Genomic DNA, 20,431 nt, shown 5'->3' on the forward strand with positions numbered 1-20,431 from the left:
GCTTCGCTTCGCTCGCAATGACGCCCGAGGCGGCGCGAGCGTTCGTCCACGCCATCGAACCGACCGAAAAGAAACTGGAGCGATCAATGGCGCAAAAGCACCACATCACCGTCGCCGATCTTCTTCCGCCGGACGAATACGCCAAGGTGCGCGTCGAGAGTCGCCGCCGCATCGCCGCGAGAAAGCGCAATCGCCGCGTCGAGGTCGGGCCTTTCGTGACCTTTTATTTCGAGGATTTCGAGACGATCTGGCTGCAGATCCAGGAGATGATCCACATAGAGAAGGGGACGCTCGAGCAGGCGCCGAGCGAGATCGCCGCCTATGCGCCGCTGATCCCCAAGGGCCGCGAATTGGTCGCCACTTTCATGATTGAGATCGACGATCCGTTGCGCAGAAAGCGCGTGCTGGACACGCTGGGCGCGATAGAGGAGACCGCCTTCATCGAATTGGGCGGCGAGCGCATCGCCGGCGTCGCCGAAGCCGATCAGGACCGCACCAGGGCGGACGGCAAGGCCTCGGCCGTGCAATTCGTGCATTTTCCTTTCACGGATGCGCAGGTCGCCGCCTTTGGGGAGCCCGGCGTGCGCGCGCTGATCGGCTTCACGCATCAGAATTATGGGCATATCGCCGTCATGCCGGAGGCGGTGCGGGCGGAGCTTTCGGGGGATTTCGCCTGAACACAGGGTGACGACGCCGTCGTGATGCCTGCCAACACCGTCATCAGCCGGCTCCTGCGGCCTGCAAGTGTGTGTCGACTCTGGCGGAGCGCTCTACAAAAAAGCGTCCTGTCCTCGACGGGTAGAAGCACGCCGCCTCAAACGAGTGGTGGTGCGCTTCTGTCCAGCCCCTTCGAAGCGAATAGCGCGTCCCATTCGGCGTCTATCCCGAGCGCGCCAGGGGTGTGCGTCGCGGAGTGAATCGAGCAATTGCCGATGGCGCGGCCGCTAAAGGCGGAGCGCTCGAACTGAAAGCCTTCTTGGCGAATGTAACAGACCTCGAAGTTGTCGTGGTCGAGCTTTGCCTTTAGAGCCTCGACGAGATCAGCCATCTCTCGGTCTGTGACCGCGTCATTGTCGTCGGGGGCGTCAGTGCCGGAGCCATAACGCAGGAATAGCGTCCTATGGCCTCGCGCAAGAGAAACCATCTTATTGTATTTGTATAACATTTTTGATCTGGCGCGTTCCTTTGCAGCTTCATCGATAACGACGTGCCGATAACCATGGGGCCGGAATTCATGATGGTATAGGACGCCATATCGTTCGCAAAAAGCGGATGCTCCGTCATGGCATTCTGACACGTCTAAGCAAAAGCCAGCGCCGTCATCCGCAAGAATGCGCTCAATAGAGCGAACGGGCGTTATTAGCCAGTCGAAACAACTTCTAGAGCCCGCGCCAAAATAACGCCTCAGCTGGTGCGCCGGCGTGCAATTGGAGCCAAGACTGAAAACCGCCTCGAATGTCATCGCCTAAATACTCCGCAGAAAATCAATGTGCTAGCGGGAACGCCGCCCCGCGCGCCGCATGTTAAGCACGCCAACGCCTCCTCTGCCAAGCCCCCAGGAGCAATGATGAATTGCCGTCTCGTTGCCTTCGCGGCGACTTGGGGGTGATCGACCTAGAGACGAGTTGGCCGTCGCCTTCACCCTAACAGAACCGGAGGCGGTCTCGACACGGCCTTCGCCGCTCTGCTGGGCGTGTCCGTGCGGACCTTGCAGGATTGGGAGCAGGGCCGGCGCAAGCCTTCCGCGGCGGCGGTGACGCTCTATAAGATCGCCGAGCGCCGGCCGGAGGTCTCGCGCGAGCTGGCGGCGTGAGCCGGCACGGAAAGCTGGCCTTATCCGCCGATTGCCCTTAAAGGGCGTGGCGAACCCGCCACTTTCCAGCGAGCCTCAGCCTTGACCAGTCCACAGCCGAGCGACCCCGTCTCGCGGCGGCGCACCTTCGCCATCATTTCCCACCCGGACGCGGGCAAGACCACGCTCACCGAGAAGCTTCTGCTGTTCGGCGGCGCGATCCAGCTCGCCGGCGCGGTGAAGGCCAAGCGCAACGCTCAGCAGACGCGCTCGGACTGGATGAGCATAGAGCGCGAGCGCGGCATTTCCGTCGTCACCTCGGTGATGACCTTCGAATATGGCGATTGCGTCTTCAACCTGCTCGACACGCCGGGCCATGAGGACTTCTCCGAGGACACCTATCGCACGCTCTCCGCCGTGGACGCGGCGGTGATGGTGATCGACGCCGCCAAGGGCATAGAAGCGCGCACGCGAAAGCTCTTCGAAGTGTGCCGGCTGCGCGACATTCCCATCGTCACCTTCATCAACAAGCTCGATCGCGAGGGGCGCGATCCTTTCTCGCTGCTCGACGAGATCGAGAAGACGCTGGCGCTCGACACCGCGCCGGTGACTTGGCCGATCGGCTCCGGCCGCAGCTTCGCCGGCACCTACTGCTTCGCGACGAAATCCGTGCGCAAGATCGACGCCGACACCGAGCCGATGGTGGTCTCCGGCCTCGACGATCCGGCGCTGCTCGCGCTGCTGCCGGCGCATGAGGCGGACGCCTGGCTGGAAGAGGCCATGCTCGCCGAGGAGGGCTGCAAGACGTTCGAGCTCGCGGCGTTTCGCGAGGGGCATTTGACGCCGGTCTTCTTCGGCAGCGCGCTGCGCAATTTCGGCGTGCGCGATCTCATCGACGCAATGGCCGAATATGCGCCCTCGCCGCGCGGGCAGGACGCCGACAAGCGCCATGTCGAGGCCAAGGAGCCGAAGATGGCCGGCTTCGTCTTCAAGATTCAGGCGAATATGGACCCGAACCATCGCGACCGCATCGCCTTCATGCGCGTCTGCTCGGGCAAGCTCTCGCGCGGCATGAAGGCGAAGATCGTGCGCACGGGCAAGACCATCTCGCTCAATGCGCCGCAATTCTTCTTCGCGCGCGACCGCTCCATCGCCGATGAAGCCTATGCGGGCGATGTGGTGGGCATTCCCAATCACGGCATTTTGCGCATCGGCGACACGCTCACAGAGGGCGAGGAGATTTCCTTCCGCGGCGTGCCGAGCTTCGCGCCGGAAATTCTGCGCCGCATCGTCATCTCCGACGCGATGAAGGCCAAGAAGCTGCGCGAGGCGTTGCGCCAGCTGGCGGAGGAGGGCGTCGTGCAGCTCTTTCTGCCCAACGACGGCTCCGGCGCTCTGGTCGGCGTCGTCGGCGCGCTGCAGCTCGACGTGCTGGCGACGCGGCTCGAGGCCGAATATGGGCTGGAGACGAAATACGAGACCTCGCGCTTCGGCATATGCCGCTGGATCACCTCTCAGGATCCGATCGCGCTGAAGAGCTTCATCGACTCGCACGGCTCCTCGATGGCGGAGGACATAGACGGCGCGCCCGTGTTCATGTCGTCGAGCGAGTTCCAGCTGCGCTATGACGCGGAGCGGCATTCGTCCATCGTGTTCTCGGATGTGAAGGATTATCAGAAGAGCGGGGCGGGGAAGGGGTGAGCGGCTCCCTGTCGCCTGTGGCGTGATCGTGTTACAGTTTTCGCGAGGAGAGCGCGGATGGCTAATGTCGAAAAGCGGAGCTTCAGCCTGCCGACCGAGAATTTGGCCTTTATCGACGCGAAGGTCTCCGCCGGAGACTATGCTTCGGAGAGCGACGTGATCCGCGCGGCGCTTTCCGCCTTGCAGGAGCGGGACGCCGCCGTCGAGCGATGGCTACGGGAAGACGTTGCGCCCGTTTATGACTCCATGCGCGCCGAGCCGGACCGCGCCGTTTCTATCGACGCGGTATTCGACGAGGTGAGGGCGCGTCATGCGCTTCGATCGAAGGATCGCGGTTGAGACGGCGAGCGATCGTTTTCTCGCCAGAAGCGCGCGACGACATTCTGCAGATTTACGATTGGATAGAGGAAAGGGCCGGCTCGGACGTCGCGCTCGCCTATATCGGCCGGCTCGAAACCTATTGCCGGCGTTTCGACATGGCGTCCGAAAGAGGGCGTCGCAGAGATGATCTGCGGCCCGGACTTCGTGCGGTCGGTTTCGAGCGGCGCGTGACGATCGCCTTTTTCGTCGAGGAAGAGCGCGTCACTATCCTCCGCCTGTTCTACGGCGGCAAGGACTGGGAGGCCGCTCTGGCCTGACGACCCTCGCCACGGCCAAGCGAGACAATCCGTTCGCCTTCGCCTATGCTGCTCGATCGCAAGAGCAAAGGAGCACCGACCCATGTCCGAGGCGTCGTCCGGCCTCAATCTCGATCCGATCGGAGAGGATTTCATTCTGAGCCGGAAAGGCGACGATGGCGTGACGGCCAAAATCGTCCTCACCGCCGCCGATATTCTCGAGCTGACTCGTTCCGCCCTCGCGCTGCGCGAGAAGGGCCTCGCCGAGCGGCAGCCGGCCAGCGGCGAGGTCGAGGCGGTGCTGGCGACTCCGGTGGAGTCGATCGCGCTGCATCGGGAGATGCTCGGCGACAATCTTCTGCTCACCCTCGTCTCGCCGGACGGCAATCGGCTCGCCTTCGCGCTTCCCTCGGCGGTCGCCGGCGATCTCGTTGAACGGCTCTCGGCCGTTCTCGCGACGCAGACCGCCGCGCCGGCGCGGCAGTGAGCCGGCGCGTCAGGGCGAGACGCGATATTCCTCGGTGAGATCGCCGCGGATCAGCGTGACGATCTTCTCCGTTCCCGAGCGGAGCCAGCGCGCGTGGCAGATTTTCGGGCCGCACAGAACCTCAGGGAAGCGATAGAGCGGCTTGCCGGAGGGGAGCTTGAGGCCGAAGCCGGCGTCCGGCCTCCAGCCCTGCGCGGCGAGCTGGTCGCGAAACTCCCGATAGATCGGCAATTGCGAGAAATCGGCGTCCTGCGCGACCGCCGCTCCCGACAGGAACGCGAGAAGCGAGCCGATGCAGGCGAGCGTCGCGCGCCGACCGGAGCTGGAGGAATTCATCTTGGCGAGCCCCTTCTGCTGCGCGGGCGAACGGGCCGGCGCCGCAGGCTTCATCGCATGATCGCGCGGCTCTGAAAAGTTCGACGCGACTTTCGTGACTAAAGATGAAAACGGCCCCGCTCGCGCGGGGCCGTTTCTCGTCCGTGGCGTCGCTCAGCGCTCGGCGGCTTCCAGCGCCCGCGCGAGGCTGTGGACCTCCGCGTCGCGGGAGCCGAGCGGGGCGAGATGGTGGCGCTCCTCGATCAGCTTCAGGATCGAGGTCGTGTCGTAATTCGCATGATCCACCCCGGAGCGGTCGAAGCGCTTGGAGATCAGCAGCGCCGGAATGCGCGTGCCGGGACCCCAGCGATCATGCGCGCCGCCGCCGGCGTGATGCTCGTGGCCGTGATGGCGCTCGCCCTCGGCCACTTGCTCGGTCTGATAGGGCGGCGGCGGGACATGGTCCCAGGCGCCGCCGAACTCGTCATAGGTGACGATGATGAGCGTCTCGCGCCCGTCCGGGCCGTTGACGATGGAGGCGATCAGATCGACGAGATGCGAGCTGCCGTCCGGCTCGCTGGCGTAGCCGGGATGCTCGTTTTCCGCGCCGATCAGCTTCACGAAGCTGACGGGCTTGAGCCGGCCGGTCTTGGCGAGCTGAACGAACTCGGCCTCGTCGCGCAGATGATCGCGGCGCGCCGCCGTGCCCGGCGCATAGGCCTTGAAATAGTTGAAGGGCTGATGGTGGAACTGGAACAGCTTGTCCGGGCAGTTCGGAAAGACCGCCGTCGCCAGCGCGTTCGGATCGGCGCAGCTCGTCCCGGCGCCATTGGTCCAGCCGGGCGCGCCTATGTCGCCATTGGCGTTGGACCAGCCGCCCGAATACCAGGCCCAGTCGATCCCGCGCGCGGAGAGGCGATCGCCGATCGTCGGATTTTCCAGCGGCGGCAGGCGCTTCGCCTCCACCGTGCCGGGCGCGTAGGGCTGATAATAAGGCTGGGTCGTGTTGACCGCGAAATCGCCGCAGACGACCGTGGCCGGCGTCGCCGGACGTCCCGCGGGCGGGGTGCAGGAGGCGGTCAGCTGCGCGTCCTTGGCGGCGGAGCCGAGCGGGTTGGTATAGAGCGGCGTGCCGGTCGCCATGCCATTGGCGTCGACCACCGAATGGAGGTCGTTCGCGCTGGCGTCATTCGGCGCATTGGCGAAGACCGGCGTCGCCGCGGCGACGAGCCATTGGTGATTGAGGAAGGAGCCGCCGAAGGCCGATTGGAAGAAATGATCGGCGATGACGTAATGCGGCGCGCCATGCTTGTGGAGCGCGACATAGATCGGCAGCTTGGTGGTGTCGTAATAGCCCATGGAGAGGCCGGCGGCGTCGCTGCCCGTCACATAGCGGTTCTGCTTGCCGCCGTTGATCTGGAACTGCTCGCTGTAATAGCGATGCACGAGATCGCGCGTGCAGCCGCCCGTGAGGGCGCCGGCGGCGTTCTTCAGCACGCCATTCGTGGCGGAGACGCCGGGCGCGGGACAGGTCTTGTCGGTCGAGGCGATATAATCGTCGATCTCGAAGGGCTTGTTCTGGAAGGCGCTCACAAAGGACGTCGCGCCGGTCGCATCCGTGCAGCTCGTCGCCAAAGGCGAGGGCGAGGCGAGATTCACATCGTTCTGCAGCAGGCAGGAATAGGCGGTGGTTCCGTCGGCGCGGACCTGCTTGGTGTGCGCGGCGTCGGCGAAGGGCAGTCCCTGCACCGGCTCGCCGTTCACCGCGCCCCACAGGCCGAACAGATTGTCGAAGCTGTGGCTTTCTTGGTAGATGACGACGATATGATTGAATTCGTGCAGAGATTCTGAGCTGGCGGGAGTAGCCGACGCCGCGCAGGCGAGGGCCGCGAGGCCGCCGATCGAGTGCTTCAGGAACATTTTTAGCCCCCTTATATTGGCGGGGCGGACGCTAGCGAGGCAAAATATCGGGCCTATGACAGTCGCGGCGACGCTTCGATCGCCCGCGACGCCCCAGAAAGCGGAGCGAATTGGCCGGCGCCGCGACAAACTCCGTCTCCGCGTCGGTTGCGCCTCTTTTCGTCCCTGCGAGAGCGTGATAAGCGAACCCTCACACCGATGCGCGAGCGCGCATTCTGCGGCCGGATTTCGATCGGCCGAAAGAGTTTTGCGCTGAAAACGGGAGCTCGAGGCCGTTTCGGGGTCGCCGTTTCCGGCGTCCCCGAGCGAAACCTCGCTTCCCGCGAACGGCTCCGCCCGAAGGCGCGGGCGAGCCGGGAGCCGCCCGTCACTTGCCGCGCCTTGTCTCGATAGAGGATGCTAAATGAGCCAATCCGCTTTCTTCACTGCCTCGCTCGCCGATTCGGACCCTGATCTCGCCAAGGCCATCGGCCTCGAGCTCGGCCGTCAGCGCGACGAGATCGAGCTCATCGCCTCCGAGAACATCGTGTCCAAGGCGGTTCTCGAAGCGCAGGGCTCCGTCCTCACCAACAAATATGCCGAAGGCTATCCGGGCAAGCGCTATTACGGCGGCTGCCAATTCGTCGACATCGCCGAGAATCTGGCGATCGAGCGCGCCAAGCAGCTGTTCGGCGCCGGCTTCGCCAATGTGCAGCCGAACTCCGGCAGCCAGGCCAATCAGTCGGTGTTCCTCGCGCTGGCGACGCCCGGCGATACCTTCCTCGGCCTCGATCTCGCCGCGGGCGGCCATCTGACCCATGGCTCGCCGGTCAATCTCTCCGGCAAATGGTTCAAGCCGGTTCCCTATACGGTGCGCAAGGACGATCAGCGCATCGACATGGAGCAGGTCGCCGCCCTCGCCGCCGAGCACAAGCCGAAGATCATCATCGCCGGCGGCTCCGGCTATTCGCGCATTTGGGACTTCGAGGCCTTCCGCAAGATCGCGGATAGCGTCGGGGCCTATTTCATGGTCGATATGGCGCATTTTGCCGGTCTGGTGGCGGCGGGCCTGCATCCCTCGCCCTTCCCGCACGCCCATGTCGTCACCACCACCACGCATAAGACGCTGCGCGGCCCGCGCGGCGGCATGGTGCTGACGAATGACGAGGACATCGCCAAGAAGATCAATTCGGCGGTCTTCCCGGGCCTGCAGGGCGGCCCGCTGATGCATGTCATCGCCGGCAAGGCGGCTGCCTTCGGCGAGGCGCTGAAGCCCGAGTTCAAAGCCTATCAGCAGCAGGTCAAGGACAACGCCCAGACTCTGGCGCAGACGCTGGTCGACGCCGGCCTCGCCATCGTCTCCGGCGGCACCGACAATCATCTGATGCTGGTCGATCTGCGTCCGAAGAAGCTGACCGGCAAGGCCGCGGAAGCCGCGCTCGGCCGCTCGCACATCACCTGCAACAAGAACGGCATCCCCTTCGACCCGGAGAAGCCCTTCGTCACCTCCGGCATCCGCCTCGGCTCGCCGGCCGCCACCTCGCGCGGCTTCGGCACGGCCGAGTTCAAGCTGGTCGGCGGCTATATCGTCGAGGTGCTGGACGGTCTCGCCGCCAAGGGCGAGGCGGACAACGCCGCGACCGAAGCCGCGGTGAAGGAGAAGGTCCACGCGCTGACGGCGAAGTTCCCGATCTATTGATCGGGGCTTTCCGCTGGGGCGCCGCTGTCCCTTCTCCCCGCTCGCGGGGAGAAGGCTAGGATGAGGGGCCGGGGGCTTTTCCCGCTGTGGCTCACGCCCCGAGCCCCTCGCCTTGATCCTCTCCCCGCGAGCGGGGAAAGGGAAACGCGTCCCACACGGAAGCATCGGCGGTAAGGTGAGTCCATGCGCTGTCCCTATTGCGGCTCGCCCGACACGCAGGTGAAAGACTCCCGGCCGGCCGAGGATTCCTCCTCGATCCGGCGTCGGCGCGTCTGTCCCGGCTGCGGCGGCCGTTTCACCACTTTCGAGCGCGTGCAGCTGCGCGAGCTGATCGTGGTGAAGAAATCGGGCCGCCGCGTGCCTTTCGATCGCGACAAGCTGATGCGCTCGCTGGAAATCGCGCTGCGCAAGCGGCCCATCGATCCCGAGCGCGTCGAGCGCATGGTCAATGGCGTCGTGCGCCAGCTCGAGAGCTCCGGCGACACGGAGATCGAGAGCACGCAGATCGGCGAATTGGTGATCCAGGGCCTCAAAACGCTCGATGACGTTGCCTATGTGCGTTTCGCCTCCGTCTATCGCGACTTTCGCGAGATCGGCGATTTCCATGCGCTGATCGACGAATTGTCGCATAGCGAGGGCGAGCAGCGCGCGGATACGGTGGTGGACGCCGAAACCGCGCCGGGCGGGAGATGACCGCGACGAAGCCGCAATCCGATTCATTGGACCTCTTGGACGACGCCTTCATGGCGGCGGCGCTGGCGCTCGGCCGCCGCAATCTCGGCCGCACCGGGCCCAATCCCGCCGTTGGCGCGATCATCGTCAAGGATGGCGTCGTGATCGCCCGCGGCTATACGGCGCTGGGCGGGCGCCCGCACGCCGAGGCGGTCGCCGTGGCCGCCGCCGGCGAGGCCGCGCGCGGCGCGACGCTCTACGCCACTCTGGAGCCATGCTCCCATCACGGGGCGACGCCGCCCTGCGTGGACACGATCATCGCCTCTGGAATAACCCGCGTCGTTTCCGCGCTCGAGGACCCGGACGATCGCGTCGCCGGCCGCGGCCACACCCGGCTGCGGGAGGCGGGGATAGAGGTGACGACCGGCGTGCGCGCGCGTGAGGCTCGCGCCGATCATCTCGGCCATATTCTGCGCGTGACGCAGGGGCGGCCCATGGTCACTCTCAAGCTCGCCCAGACGGCGGACGGCTACGCCGCCGGGGCCGAGCACGACCCGCGCCTCTTCATCACCGGCGCGCTGGCCGATAGCGTCACCCATATCGAGCGCGCGCTGCACAGCGCGATCATGGTCGGCTATGGCACCGCCTCGGTCGACGATCCGCTGCTCACCGTGCGCCTTCCCGGCCTCGAGGCCTTCAAGCCGCTGCGTGTGGTGCTGGACGCGCGTTTGCGCCTGTCGCGCAGCTCCCGCCTCGCCGCCACGGCGCGCGAGACGCCGGCGCTCGCCATAGTGGGGGAGGGCGTCGCCGAGGCCGAGGCGCAGGATTTCGCCGCCGCCACCGGAATAGAGGTCGTGCGCGCCGGAGTGGACGCCGCCGGCCGCCTCCTTCTGCGCGAGGCGCTGGCCGTGCTGGCGCAACGCGGAATCACACGCGTCTTCAGCGAGGGCGGCCCGCGCATCGCCGAGAGCCTGCTCGCCGCCGCGCTCGCCGACGATGTCGTTCTCCATACCGGGCTGAAGCCGCTCGGCCGTCAGGGGCGGCTCGCGCTCACCCCGGCGGCGCGCGCCATTCTCGAGGATGAGAGCCGCTATCGCCTCGCCGATACGGCCATGCTCGGCGTCGATCGCATGACCCGCTACGAGAGGATCGGCTGAAATGTTCACGGGCCTCGTCACCGACGTCGGTGAAATCCTCGCGATCGAGCCGCGCGGCGAATTGCGCCGCATCGCCATCGCTTGCGCCTATCCGCTGGAGAGCATCGCGCTCGGCGCTTCCATCGCCTGCTCCGGCCCATGCCTCACGGCGGTGGGCCTGCGCCGCGAGGGCGCGCGCACGGTCTTCGAGGTGGACGCCGCCGCCGAGACCTTGGCGCGCACCACGGCGGGCGAATGGGCGGTCGGCCGCCGCATAAATCTCGAGCGCTCGCTGAAGATCGGCGACGAATTGGGCGGCCATATCGTCACCGGCCATGTCGATGGCGTCGCGACGATTGTCTCGCGCGATGATTTCGACGGCATGTCGCGCTTTTGGATCGAGGCGCCGCATCAATATGCGCGCTTCATCGCCGAGAAGGGCTCGGCGGCGCTGGACGGAACCTCGCTCACCGTGAATGCGGTGGAGGGCGACCGCTTCTCCGTTCTCATCATCCCGCACACGCTCGCGGTGACGACCTGGGGCGGCTACAGGGCAGGGGACCGCCTCAACCTCGAGGTCGATCTGATGGCGAGATACGCCGCCCGGCTGACGGAAGCGGGGAAGTAGCGCGCCGTCATTGCGAGCCCCAGGCGAAGCAATCCAGAGTCGCGGGCGGAGTCGTTTATGGAAGCCGCTTCGCGAGTCTGGATCGCTTCGCTGCGCTCGCGATGACGAGCGCCGCTCACGAGCGGTAGGCTTTCCCCGAAAAAATGTGTATCCATCGCCGCTTCGTTTCTCGAGAGCGTCGTGCGCCCCCTCGCCAGCCTCCCCCGCTATGCGGGAGAGGGAGCAGGTTGCGCGTTTCATAAGAGAGTGCGCGCAGCGCTCGTTGCATCCCTCTCCCGCGAAGCGGAGGAGGGTGAGGGAGGGGGCAGCCCCTCCGCCCATGGAGTCGTGAATGGCAGGGTCCTACCGCGCCGATGACGATGATCTCGCGCCTGTCGAAGGCGCGCGCATTCTCGTCGTCGAATCGCATTTCAACGAAGATATCGTCGAGCTTCTGCACGAGGGCGCCGTCCGCGCGCTGGAGGAGCTCGGCTGCGACGTCACCACCATCACCGTCCCCGGCGCGCTGGAGCTGGCGGCTGGCGCGGCCATAGCGCTGGACGCGGCCGAGGCCGCCGGCGCGCCTTATGAGGGCGTGGTGGCGCTCGGCTGCGTCATTCGCGGCGACACCTATCATTTCGAGATCGTCGCCAATGAGAGCGCGCGCGCGCTCACTGAGCTTTCTGTCGCGCGCCGTCTGCCGCTCGGCAATGGCGTCCTGACCGTGGACAATGAGGAGCAGGCGACCGTGCGCGCCGACCCTAAGCAGGGCGGGGCCGACAAGGGCGGCGACGCCGCGCTGGCCGCGCTGGCGCTGGTGCGCCTGAAGCGCAAGCTCGGAGGCCGCTCGTGAGCGTCGAGGAGAGATCGGCGGCGCGGCTCGCGATCGTGCAGGCGCTCTATCAGATGGAGGTCGCCGGCAAGGGGCTCAACGAGATCTATGCCGAATTCGAGTCGCATTGGATCGGCCGCGAGATCGAGGGCGACCAATATAAGCCGGCCGAGCTGCAGTTTTTCCGCGATATCGTGAAGGGCGTGCTCGACAATCAGGCGACGATCGACCGCGCGCTCGACCAGGCTTTGCAGGGCGGCTGGCCGCTGCAGCGCATAGAGGCGGTGATGCGCGCCATATTGCGCGCGGGCGGCTTCGAGCTGGGGTTTCGGCGCGACATACCTGTCAAAGTGGTCATCAAGGAATATGTGGACGTCGCCGGCGCATTTTTCGGCGCGACCGAGTCCGGCATGATCAACGCCGTGCTGGATCGCCTGGCGCGACAGGCGCGGCCGGAGCATTTTTCCGAGAAGTGAGGCGCGTGATCGAAAACCCCGCGCCCTCATCCTGAGGCGCTTTTTGCGGAACGCAAAAAGCCTCGAAGGATGCCCCAGAAGGCGCGGCGGCCAATCCTTCGAGACGGCCCCTCCGGGGCCTCCTCAGGATGAGGGGACTGTTCGTCTAGGGCGATGCGAGCCGGAAGGCTCGCTTTCGAGAGAGAGTTCATGGCGGAGCGCCGCTTCGGCGAGGACAAGCTGATCGCCGAAATCTTCGCGCCGCTCGCCGCGGAGAGCGCCTTCGGCCTGCGCGACGACGCGGCTCTGTTGCCGTTGGGCGGAGCGCGGGAGATCGTCGTCACCACCGATGCGCTCGTTTCCGGCGTGCATTTCTTCCCCGACGATCCGCCCGGCCTCGTCGCGAAGAAAGCCCTGCGCGTCAACCTCTCCGATCTCGCGGCCAAGGCGGCGGAGCCGCTCGGCTTTCTGCTCACTCTGGCGCTGCCGCCGGACTGGACCAATGAGTGGGCGCGCAGCTTCGCCGCCGGCCTCGCCGAGGATGCGCGGGAATTCGCCTGTCCGCTGCTCGGCGGCGACACGACGGCGACGCCCGGTCCTCTGACCATCTCCATTGCCGCCTTCGGCCGCGCGACGCGCTTCGTCTCGCGTTCCGGCGCGCAGCCGGGGGATCGCATTTTCGTCTCCGGGACGATCGGCGACGCCGCGCTCGGCCTCGGCGTCGCCCGCGGCGAGGCTTTCGCGGAAAGGCTGGGCGAGGGGGCGCGGGCGCATCTGCTCGAGCGCTACCGGCTTCCGTTGCCGCGCCTGCCCTTGATCGCAGCCCTGCGCGCGCACGCGAGCGCCGCCATGGACGTCTCCGACGGGCTCGCGGGCGATCTCGCCAAGCTGCTGCGGGCGAGCGGCGCGAGCGCGCGGGTGGAACTCGAGAAGGTTCCGCTCTCGGCGGCGGCGCAGGAGGCGATCGCGGGCGAGCCGGAGCTGCTCTCTCGCGCGGTCACGGGCGGAGACGATTACGAGATCCTCTGCTGCGCCTCCGCCGAGGCCGCCCCCGCGCTGGCGCTGGCGGCAGGGAAGGCGGGGATCGCCCTCGCCGAGATCGGCGTCGTCACAGCCGGCGCCGAGCCGCCACAATTCTTAAATTCTTCTGGAACGATTATAAAATTCAACCATCTATCCTTCAGTCACTTCTAAGGGCGCGGCGGTGCGCGACCTTTGCCGGCATTGCCGAAAACCGGTGTTTCTGGCATGACTGACGCGCTTTTCCCCCGGCGCCGCAGCCGTACGATTCGACTGCGGTCGGACTATCGTTGTCGCGGGGACGAAATTGCCGCAAGCGCGGGCCACGAGAACAAATCAGCGCGCGCGGCCGAGGAACGGAGAGGGCGCAATCGTCATGGTATTGTTTCTCAGCATCGTCTTCGGACTATTGTCTGTCGCCTATGGCGTCAAGACTTGGCAAGAGCTCGAGAAGGCGGACGCCGGCTCTGCGCGCATGCAGGAAATATCCGGCGCCGTCGCAGAGGGCGCGCAGGCCTATCTGAAACGCCAATATACGACGATCGCCTATGTCGGCGGCGTCATCTTCGTGCTGCTCGTCATTCTGCTCGGCTGGGCGGTGGCCTTCGGCTTCCTCATCGGCGCGGTGCTCTCCGGCGCGGCCGGCTTCATCGGCATGAATGTCTCCGTGCGCGCCAATGTCCGCACCGCGCAGGCGGCGACGAAATCGCTCGCCGGCGGGCTCGACATCGCCTTCAAGGCGGGCGCGATCACCGGCCTGCTGGTCGCCGGCCTCGCCCTGCTCGGCGTCGCGATCTATTACTTCATCCTCACCGTCTTCGCGGGCTATGCGCCTTCCGATCGCGTCGTGGTCGACGCGCTGGTGGCGCTCGGCTTCGGCGGCTCGCTGATCTCCATCTTCGCGCGCCTCGGCGGCGGCATCTTCACCAAGGGCGCCGATGTCGGCGCCGATCTCGTCGGCAAGGTCGAGGTCGGCATTCCCGAGGACGATCCGCGCAACCCCGCCACCATCGCCGACAATGTCGGCGACAATGTCGGCGATTGCGCCGGCATGGCGGCCGATCTCTTCGAGACCTATGTCGTCACCATCGTCGCGACCATGGTTCTCGCTTCCATCTTCTTCGCCGGGCAGGCGGGCCTCGCCTCTGCGATCGTCTATCCGCTGGCGATCGGCGGCCTTTCCATCGTCACCTCCATCGCCGGCACCTATTTCGTGAAGCTCGGCGCCGATGATTCCGAGATCGGCAAGATCGCCGGCCCGCTGTTCGACAAGATCGGCGTGCCGGACACGATCATGGGCGCGCTCTACAAGGGCCTCATCGCCGCCGGCGTGCTGTCGATCGGCGGCCTCTTCCTCGCCACCACCTTCACGGTCGGCTGGGGCGAGATCGGCAAGGCCAATGGCGAGGCGATCCACGGCTATGGCCTGTTCTTCGCCGGCCTCATCGGCCTCGCGGTGACGGGCCTCATCGTCTACATCACCGAATATTACACCGGCACGGGCAAGCGCCCTGTGGTGTCGATCGCCCAGGCCTCGGTGACGGGCCATGGCACCAATGTCATCCAGGGACTCGCCGTCTCGCTCGAGGCCACGGCGGCGCCGGCGATCGTCATCGCGCTCGGCATCATCTTCGCCTATCAGGCGGGCGGGCTCTATGGCGTCGCCATCGCCGTGACGACCATGCTCGGCCTCGCCGGCATCATTGTCGCGCTCGACGCCTTCGGCCCGGTGACGGACAATGCCGGCGGCATCGCCGAAATGGCGGGCCTGCCGAAGGAAGTGCGCCACAATACCGATGCGCTGGACGCCGTCGGCAACACCACCAAGGCCGTCACCAAGGGCTACGCCATCGGCTCGGCGGGGCTCGGCGCTCTGGTGCTGTTCGCCGCCTATTCCAATGATCTGCGGCATTTCACCGAGAGCGGCGTTCCCTACTTCAAGGATATCGGCAAGGTCGATTTCGATCTCGCCAATCCTTATGTCGTCGCGGGCCTCATCCTCGGCGGCCTCATCCCCTATCTCTTCGGCGGAATCGCCATGACGGCCGTGGGCCGCGCGGCGGGCTCCGTCGTGGAGGAGGTGCGCCGTCAGTTCAAGGAGAAGCCCGGCATAATGGATGGCACGGAGCGCCCGGATTACGGCCGCGCCGTCGACATGCTGACGCAGGCGGCGATCAAGGAAATGATCATCCCCTCGCTGCTGCCGGTGCTGGCGCCGATCGTCGTCTATTTCGGCGTGACCATCATCTCCGGCTCCAAGGCCAATGGCTTTGCGGCGCTGGGCGCGGCGCTGCTCGGCGTCATCGTCAACGGCCTCTTCGTCGCCGTGTCGATGACCTCCGGCGGCGGCGCCTGGGATAACGCCAAGAAGAGCTTCGAAGACGGCTTCGTCGATAAGGACGGCGTCACCCATTACAAGGGCGGCGACGCGCACAAAGCCTCGGTGACCGGCGACACGGTCGGCGACCCCTATAAGGACACCGCCGGCCCGGCCGTGAATCCGGCGATCAAGATCACCAACATAGTGGCGCTGCTGCTGCTGGCGATTTTGGCGCGGTGAGGCGAGGCGAATAGCGAGTAGCGAATAGAGGCGGGGGAGACCCCGCCTTTTTCGTTTCGGCTTCGGTCTTGATATGTCTTGACGTTTCTTGATAGCGGCCGATATTCGCTTTCGAGGGAGAGCGCTATGGCCGTCGTTCGGGAGAAATTCGCCACGCAGGTGGATCGCGACATGTTGGCGGCGATCCGAAAGATCGCCAAGGAAGAGGGGCGGCAGCTTCAGTCGATCGTCGAGGAGGCGCTCGGCGCCTATGTCGAAAAGCATGACAAGGCGCGGCCGCGGGGGCATGTCATGTCCGCCTATGAGTCCAGTCTCGAGCGTTTCGGATCGCTCTATGAGAAGCTGGCCAAGTGACGGATTTTCCGACCGTGGTCGAGGTGCTGGCGATCCACTATCACCAGATAGAGCGATTTGGCGGCGCGCATGGCGTTCGCGACCTCGGGCAGCTCGAGGCGGCGCTGTTCCGACCGCAGTCGGGATATTATTCGGACTTGATCGCTCAGGCGGCGGCGCTGTGGGAGAGCCTATCGCAAAATCATGCCTTCGTGGATGGCAATAAGCGCACTGCCTTTGCCGTCACATTCACGTTTCTGGCGATCAACGGAATGCGTTTGACCGCCGATGCCGATGAGACTTGGGCTTTTCTGTCCCGTCTCTACGAAGCCGGCGCCTTTCGTTTCGATGCGCTCGACCAATGGCTCAGGCAGAATACGGCTTTTTGATCGTGGGTCCGGCGTGCTCGCGATCACCCGCCATTCTTCGTGATCCGTATCGCCGCTAACAGGTTTTCGACGGAATCGGCGATAGAGCGATCAGCCGCCAGCGGCGACGTCTCCAGCCATAAATTGATCAGACCGCATCCGTCGCTCGCCGAAGCGGTGACGATGTCGTGGCTGGCGTTCCCATCCTTTCGAAACGTCTCGTAGCTGCGCCGCCAGCCGGTAAAATCGCCGAAGCGAGTCGCACTCTCTTCGCCCCGTGGTCTCGCGGTCTCGTAAGGCGTGATGAACCAGATCTTGAAGCGCGCCTCCAGGACGCTTCGAGCCACAGCGGCGCCGAGTTCATGAAGCGGCTGGTCCGACACGCCCAGCCAGATGAGCCCCCGTACGACGCGTCCCGGTTCGCAATGAGCGCATTGAATCACTGCCGTCGCGTGATAGCCGATTGGCTGCAATTCCCAATCAGAATGGCCGCTCGACACTGTATAGGCGATTTCCTTTCCTTCGCCGTTTCGAACGACAGCGTTACGAAAGCCTCCCCACAGCAATTTGCATCCGAATTCTTCCGCTCGGACGTGTTCCGAAAGAAGCGACGCGATGAAAATCGTCGTGAGAATGCGAAGCATGGTCATGCTCCAATTTTTCTGTAAACGAGACGCGGCTACGTCACCCCAGCCTATCCCCGAACAAAAACTCCATCGCCCGATCGAGCCTGATATGCGGCAGCGGCAGGGGCTCCTTGTCGCGGCCGAGGGAGGCGATCGGCGGGCGGAATTTCAGGAAGCGGAAATCGGCGTCCTCCTCGGCCAGCGCCAGAGCGTCGCCGCGGAAGACATGGCGCGGATCGGCCGGCAATTCGCCGGGGAAGATCGCGCCCTCCGCCACGCCGTCGAACACGTCGTCGCCGATGCGCTCGCCCTCGATCGGCGTGCCGACGATGGCCGCGAGCGATTCTCCGTCATGCTTGACGATGGCCTCGCGCGTCGCGCGCACGGCGGCGAGCGCGATCACGTCTATGGTCGCGCCCACGCCCTCGGCGCGCTCGATCGCGCGCGAGGTGAGGTGGCGCAGCACGGCTTCGAGCCGATCATGGCTCGTATGGTGGAGATGGTCGGCCTTGGTGGCCGCGAAGAGGATGCGGTCGATCTTCGGGCGGAAGATGGTCGAGAGAAGACTGGAGCGGCCGGTGCGGAAAGCGGTCAGCACATCGGCGAGCGCGGTCTCGAGATCGCGCACGGCGGCGGGGCCGGAGTTCAGCGCGGCGAGCGCGTCCACCAGCACGATCTGCCGATCGAGCCGCGCGAAATGATCGCGGAAGAAAGGCCGCACCACATGGGTCTTATAGGCCTCGTAGCGGCGCTCCATCATCGCCGCGAGGCTCCCGGACGGGGGCGCCGAGCCTTCCTCGATTGGCAGCGGCGCGAAGGTCAGCGCCGGCGAGCCCTCGAGCTCGCCCGGCATCAGAAAGCGCCCCGGCGGCAGAGTGGAGAGGGCGAAGCGCTCCGTCTTGGCGGCGCGCAGATAATTGGTGAATAGCGCCGCGAGCTTGCGCGCCACATCCTCAGAGGCCGGCTCCTTCGGATCGACGCTCGCCGTCGCGCCGCGCCAATCGGCGGCGATGGTCGCGCGCGCTGCCGCCGAGGCGGCCTCCAGCGTCTCGCGCGACCATTGCGCATAGGATTTTTCCAAGAGCGGCAGGTCGAGCAGCCATTCGCCGGGATAATCGACGATGTCTATGTCCAGCCGCGCCGGACCGGGACGAAAGCTCGACAGCAGCCCGGCGGATTTGCGGTCATATTCCAGCGTCACGCGCAGCTCGGAGATGCGGCGCGTCGATTGCGGCCAATGGCGATCGGCGCCGGTCAGCGCGGAGAGGTGCTCCTCATAGGAGAAGCGCGGCACGGCGTCGTCCGGCTGCGGATCGAGATGGGCGCTGCGCAGGCGATTCTCGGCGGCGACGCGGAAGACGGGCAGCTGATTCTTGCGGCCATGCGCGGCGTCGCGCGCGGCGACGGCGCGGGTCAGATGATGCACCAGCGAGGTGATGAACACCGTCTTGCCGGAGCGCGACAGGCCGGTGACGCCGAGCCGCAAGCGCCCGCCCGCCAGAAAATCCTTGAGGCTGGCGGCGGCGACGGTGGTGTCGAAGAGAAGATCGGAAATCTGCGACAAGGTGGCGGCTCGGGCGTGCGGGGTCGCCTCTCGTGTAACAAGCGGCCGGCGATTTGGGTAGGGCGCGCAATGTTCGCCAGCGCACAAACGCCAGGGGGAACGGCGGCTAATCTCCACACATCGCAAATGACGCGAAACACCGAATGGAGAAACCCCGATGAAGAAGCTTTTCCTGACCCTCGGCCTCGTCGCCGGCTTCGTCTTCAGCGCCGCCGGCGCTCAGGCCTTCAATCCGCAGCCCGACCCGCCCGGCGTCCACGGCGGCGACGAGTGATACGGCCCGTCCTCCCTCTCCCCGCGAGAGCGGGGAGAGGGCCGGGGTGAGGGGCTCGGGGCGTTAGCCAGGGACGGAAAACGCCCCGAGCCCCTCATCCTCACCTTCTCCCCGCAAGCGGGGAGAAGGAAGGCGGCGACGCCGCGCGAGCCGATCGGCCGAAGATCGCGGGAGGCTGCGCTTCAGTCCGGCTCGTCGGCGATTCCGCCGCGCAGATCGCCCGGCGTCACGAAACGCTCGAGATGGCCGGCGCCTTCGCCGACCATCGCCCAATCCTCGGCGTCGAAATCCAGCACCGCCAGCGCCGCGGTCGGATATTTGGAGCGCATGCGGGTGAGCGCCTCGGGCTCGCCGTCGGAGGCGAGGGCGGAGGCCAGCTCGGCGAAGCCGGGATTGTGCCCGATGGCGAGCAGGGTGGATATCTCGGCCGGCGTCTGGCGCACGGCGTCCAGCAGCCGATCCGGCGTCGCCAGATAGAATTCATCGTCCAGCCTGTGCTCGACCTCGCGCGGAAACGCCTCCAGAGCGAGGTCCAGCGTGCGCTTGGCGCGGCGCGCGTCGGAGGCGACGGCGAGATCCGGCGCCAGCCCGGCCTCGGCCAGATAGCGGCCGACGGAGCGGGCGTCCTCCTCGCCGCGCTTGGTCAGCGGGCGCTGGCGATCGCCCCCCGCGGAATGGGCGTCGGCTTTGGCGTGGCGCAGCAGGATGAGACGTCGCATCATTCTTTCGGCCCGATCGCTAGACGGCGGCCCGGAGCGGGAGCGCCCCGAGCGGCGTTTTTTTCACAAATTCGCCACGTCGGCGCGCCGGAGCCCGTCCGGCCGGAAATCACTCTTTGCCGATCATAGCGAAAGTTTCGCGACGCGGCGCGCCCATATGCGTGGCGCCGCCCGCCGGTCCCGCGAGCGAAATGCCGCGCCGATCCGCTCGCGCGCGAGGTTTTCGAAGCGGCTCGGTTGCGCTATAGCATTTTCCCCGATGGCGCTTCGCCGCCATCCCGCGCGCGCGTGGACGGAATCGCTCGCGCGCGGCCGGCATAGACGATTGCGGCGCTCGCGCCGTGGGAACTGGGGGAAGGGAACGCATGATCCGCGAATTCCAATATCGTGGCGAAACTTTCAGGGTCAACGCGCATGGCGTCGCCGGTCACGAGGAGGTGTTCATCATGCACCTCGTCGACGGCGAGGAAGAGGGCGAGATCTCCATCGATCGCATGACCGAGGAGAACGACACCAGCGCGCCGATCGACGCCATCTGCGTGATGCTGTGCGACAAGCTCATCATCGAGAACAGCATCGCCGTCGCCGATCCGAACGGAGCCTTCGCCTGGGTCGAGATGAAGACGCAGCGCGACGTGCTGCCGACGCGCGACGACTGGGCCGCGCACTGAGACGGCGCCGGCCCGCCGCGAGCGTGGGCCGGCGGCGAGCATTCTTTGTCGAGAGGCCGCTTCGTGCGGCTTCTCGACGAAAAG

22 protein-coding genes and 1 pseudogene are annotated in these 20,431 nt (G+C 66.0%); 17 read left to right on the forward strand and 6 right to left on the reverse strand.

Going from position 1 to position 20,431, the window contains the following annotated elements; genetic code table 11:
- Positions 1-86: 86 nt before the first annotated feature.
- A complete protein-coding gene (locus tag ACT53T_RS12360) occupies positions 87-677 on the forward strand; it encodes a DUF3501 family protein (RefSeq protein WP_476161417.1) in 591 nt (196 codons plus the stop codon).
- A 137-nt stretch (positions 678-814) separates the two neighbouring features.
- Here ACT53T_RS12360 and ACT53T_RS12365 read toward each other — a convergent pair whose 3' ends face one another.
- Positions 815-1,462, reverse strand: a complete 648-nt coding sequence (locus ACT53T_RS12365; protein ID WP_476161418.1) for a hypothetical protein — start codon at positions 1,460-1,462, stop codon at positions 815-817.
- Positions 1,463-1,681: 219 nt separating this feature from the next.
- Between ACT53T_RS12365 and ACT53T_RS12370 the strand changes: the two are divergent.
- The 5 genes and pseudogenes from ACT53T_RS12370 to ACT53T_RS12390 form a co-directional block, all read left to right on the forward strand.
- A pseudogene (locus tag ACT53T_RS12370) lies at positions 1,682-1,813 on the forward strand (helix-turn-helix domain-containing protein); the annotation flags it as partial.
- Positions 1,814-1,894: 81 nt separating this feature from the next.
- On the forward strand, positions 1,895-3,493 hold the full coding sequence (locus tag ACT53T_RS12375; protein WP_476161419.1) for a peptide chain release factor 3: 1,599 nt from the start codon (positions 1,895-1,897) through the stop codon (positions 3,491-3,493).
- 57 nt (positions 3,494-3,550) lie between these two features.
- Positions 3,551-3,832: a ribbon-helix-helix domain-containing protein gene (locus ACT53T_RS12380; protein WP_476161420.1), complete on the forward strand. Its 282-nt coding sequence runs from the start codon at positions 3,551-3,553 to the stop codon at positions 3,830-3,832.
- The gene (locus tag ACT53T_RS12385) at positions 3,829-4,131 is read left to right on the forward strand and encodes a type II toxin-antitoxin system RelE/ParE family toxin (RefSeq protein WP_476161421.1); all 303 of its coding nucleotides are present in this window, start codon (positions 3,829-3,831) and stop codon (positions 4,129-4,131) included. The genes ACT53T_RS12380 and ACT53T_RS12385 overlap by 4 nt, the downstream gene beginning before the upstream one ends.
- A gap of 82 nt (positions 4,132-4,213) precedes the next feature.
- Positions 4,214-4,597 carry a hypothetical protein gene (locus tag ACT53T_RS12390; RefSeq protein WP_476161422.1) on the forward strand — a complete coding sequence of 128 codons (384 nt, stop codon included), beginning with the start codon at positions 4,214-4,216 and terminating at the stop codon, positions 4,595-4,597.
- 9 nt (positions 4,598-4,606) lie between these two features.
- On the opposite strand, the gene ACT53T_RS12395 is transcribed toward ACT53T_RS12390, so the two are convergent.
- Together ACT53T_RS12395 and ACT53T_RS12400 are read right to left on the reverse strand one after the other, a co-directional pair.
- Complete coding sequence (locus ACT53T_RS12395) at positions 4,607-4,987, reverse strand: hypothetical protein (RefSeq protein WP_476161423.1); 381 nt, start codon at positions 4,985-4,987, stop codon at positions 4,607-4,609.
- A 99-nt stretch (positions 4,988-5,086) separates the two neighbouring features.
- The gene (locus ACT53T_RS12400) at positions 5,087-6,832 is read right to left on the reverse strand and encodes an alkaline phosphatase family protein (protein WP_476161424.1); all 1,746 of its coding nucleotides are present in this window, start codon (positions 6,830-6,832) and stop codon (positions 5,087-5,089) included.
- 403 nt (positions 6,833-7,235) lie between these two features.
- Between ACT53T_RS12400 and glyA the strand changes: the two genes are divergently transcribed.
- The 10 genes from glyA (at position 7,236) to ACT53T_RS12450 (ending at position 16,514) form a co-directional block, all read left to right on the forward strand.
- On the forward strand, positions 7,236-8,510 hold the full coding sequence (gene glyA, locus ACT53T_RS12405; protein ID WP_476161425.1) for a serine hydroxymethyltransferase: 1,275 nt from the start codon (positions 7,236-7,238) through the stop codon (positions 8,508-8,510).
- 183 nt (positions 8,511-8,693) lie between these two features.
- Positions 8,694-9,203 (forward strand): transcriptional regulator NrdR, encoded by a 510-nt coding sequence (nrdR, locus tag ACT53T_RS12410; RefSeq protein ID WP_018264962.1) that lies wholly within the window; start codon positions 8,694-8,696, stop codon positions 9,201-9,203.
- The gene (gene ribD, locus ACT53T_RS12415; protein ID WP_476161426.1) at positions 9,200-10,339 is read left to right on the forward strand and encodes a bifunctional diaminohydroxyphosphoribosylaminopyrimidine deaminase/5-amino-6-(5-phosphoribosylamino)uracil reductase RibD; all 1,140 of its coding nucleotides are present in this window, start codon (positions 9,200-9,202) and stop codon (positions 10,337-10,339) included. Before nrdR ends, ribD begins: the two co-directional genes overlap by 4 nt.
- A gap of 1 nt (position 10,340) precedes the next feature.
- Positions 10,341-10,946, forward strand: coding sequence for a riboflavin synthase (locus ACT53T_RS12420; protein ID WP_476161427.1), 606 nt, complete (start codon positions 10,341-10,343; stop codon positions 10,944-10,946).
- A 331-nt stretch (positions 10,947-11,277) separates the two neighbouring features.
- Complete coding sequence (gene ribH, locus ACT53T_RS12425) at positions 11,278-11,778, forward strand: 6,7-dimethyl-8-ribityllumazine synthase (RefSeq protein WP_018264965.1); 501 nt, start codon at positions 11,278-11,280, stop codon at positions 11,776-11,778.
- Positions 11,775-12,233: a transcription antitermination factor NusB gene (nusB, locus tag ACT53T_RS12430; protein WP_018264966.1), complete on the forward strand. Its 459-nt coding sequence runs from the start codon at positions 11,775-11,777 to the stop codon at positions 12,231-12,233. Before ribH ends, nusB begins: the two co-directional genes overlap by 4 nt.
- Before the next feature lie 189 nt (positions 12,234-12,422).
- Positions 12,423-13,406 (forward strand): thiamine-phosphate kinase, encoded by a 984-nt coding sequence (thiL, locus tag ACT53T_RS12435; protein ID WP_476161428.1) that lies wholly within the window; start codon positions 12,423-12,425, stop codon positions 13,404-13,406.
- 202 nt (positions 13,407-13,608) lie between these two features.
- Positions 13,609-15,792 (forward strand): sodium-translocating pyrophosphatase, encoded by a 2,184-nt coding sequence (locus ACT53T_RS12440; RefSeq protein WP_476161429.1) that lies wholly within the window; start codon positions 13,609-13,611, stop codon positions 15,790-15,792.
- Between the two features lie 126 nt (positions 15,793-15,918).
- Complete coding sequence (locus ACT53T_RS12445; protein WP_476161430.1) at positions 15,919-16,146, forward strand: hypothetical protein; 228 nt, start codon at positions 15,919-15,921, stop codon at positions 16,144-16,146.
- 14 nt (positions 16,147-16,160) lie between these two features.
- Positions 16,161-16,514: a type II toxin-antitoxin system death-on-curing family toxin gene (locus tag ACT53T_RS12450; protein WP_476161431.1), complete on the forward strand. Its 354-nt coding sequence runs from the start codon at positions 16,161-16,163 to the stop codon at positions 16,512-16,514.
- Between the two features lie 23 nt (positions 16,515-16,537).
- On the opposite strand, the gene ACT53T_RS12455 is transcribed toward ACT53T_RS12450, so the two are convergent.
- From ACT53T_RS12455 to ACT53T_RS12465, 3 genes are all read right to left on the reverse strand, one after another.
- Positions 16,538-17,137, reverse strand: coding sequence for a hypothetical protein (locus ACT53T_RS12455; RefSeq protein WP_476161432.1), 600 nt, complete (start codon positions 17,135-17,137; stop codon positions 16,538-16,540).
- 40 nt (positions 17,138-17,177) lie between these two features.
- Complete coding sequence (locus ACT53T_RS12460; protein ID WP_476161433.1) at positions 17,178-18,683, reverse strand: YcjX family GTP-binding protein; 1,506 nt, start codon at positions 18,681-18,683, stop codon at positions 17,178-17,180.
- Positions 18,684-19,139: 456 nt separating this feature from the next.
- Positions 19,140-19,679 carry a SixA phosphatase family protein gene (locus tag ACT53T_RS12465; RefSeq protein ID WP_400767282.1) on the reverse strand — a complete coding sequence of 180 codons (540 nt, stop codon included), beginning with the start codon at positions 19,677-19,679 and terminating at the stop codon, positions 19,140-19,142.
- A 362-nt stretch (positions 19,680-20,041) separates the two neighbouring features.
- Here ACT53T_RS12465 and ACT53T_RS12470 point away from each other — a divergent pair, with 362 nt between their 5' ends.
- Positions 20,042-20,347: a hypothetical protein gene (locus ACT53T_RS12470; protein WP_018264978.1), complete on the forward strand. Its 306-nt coding sequence runs from the start codon at positions 20,042-20,044 to the stop codon at positions 20,345-20,347.
- Positions 20,348-20,431 lie beyond the last annotated feature (84 nt).

It is taken from the genome of Methylosinus sp. DMC45 (assembly GCF_056313885.1).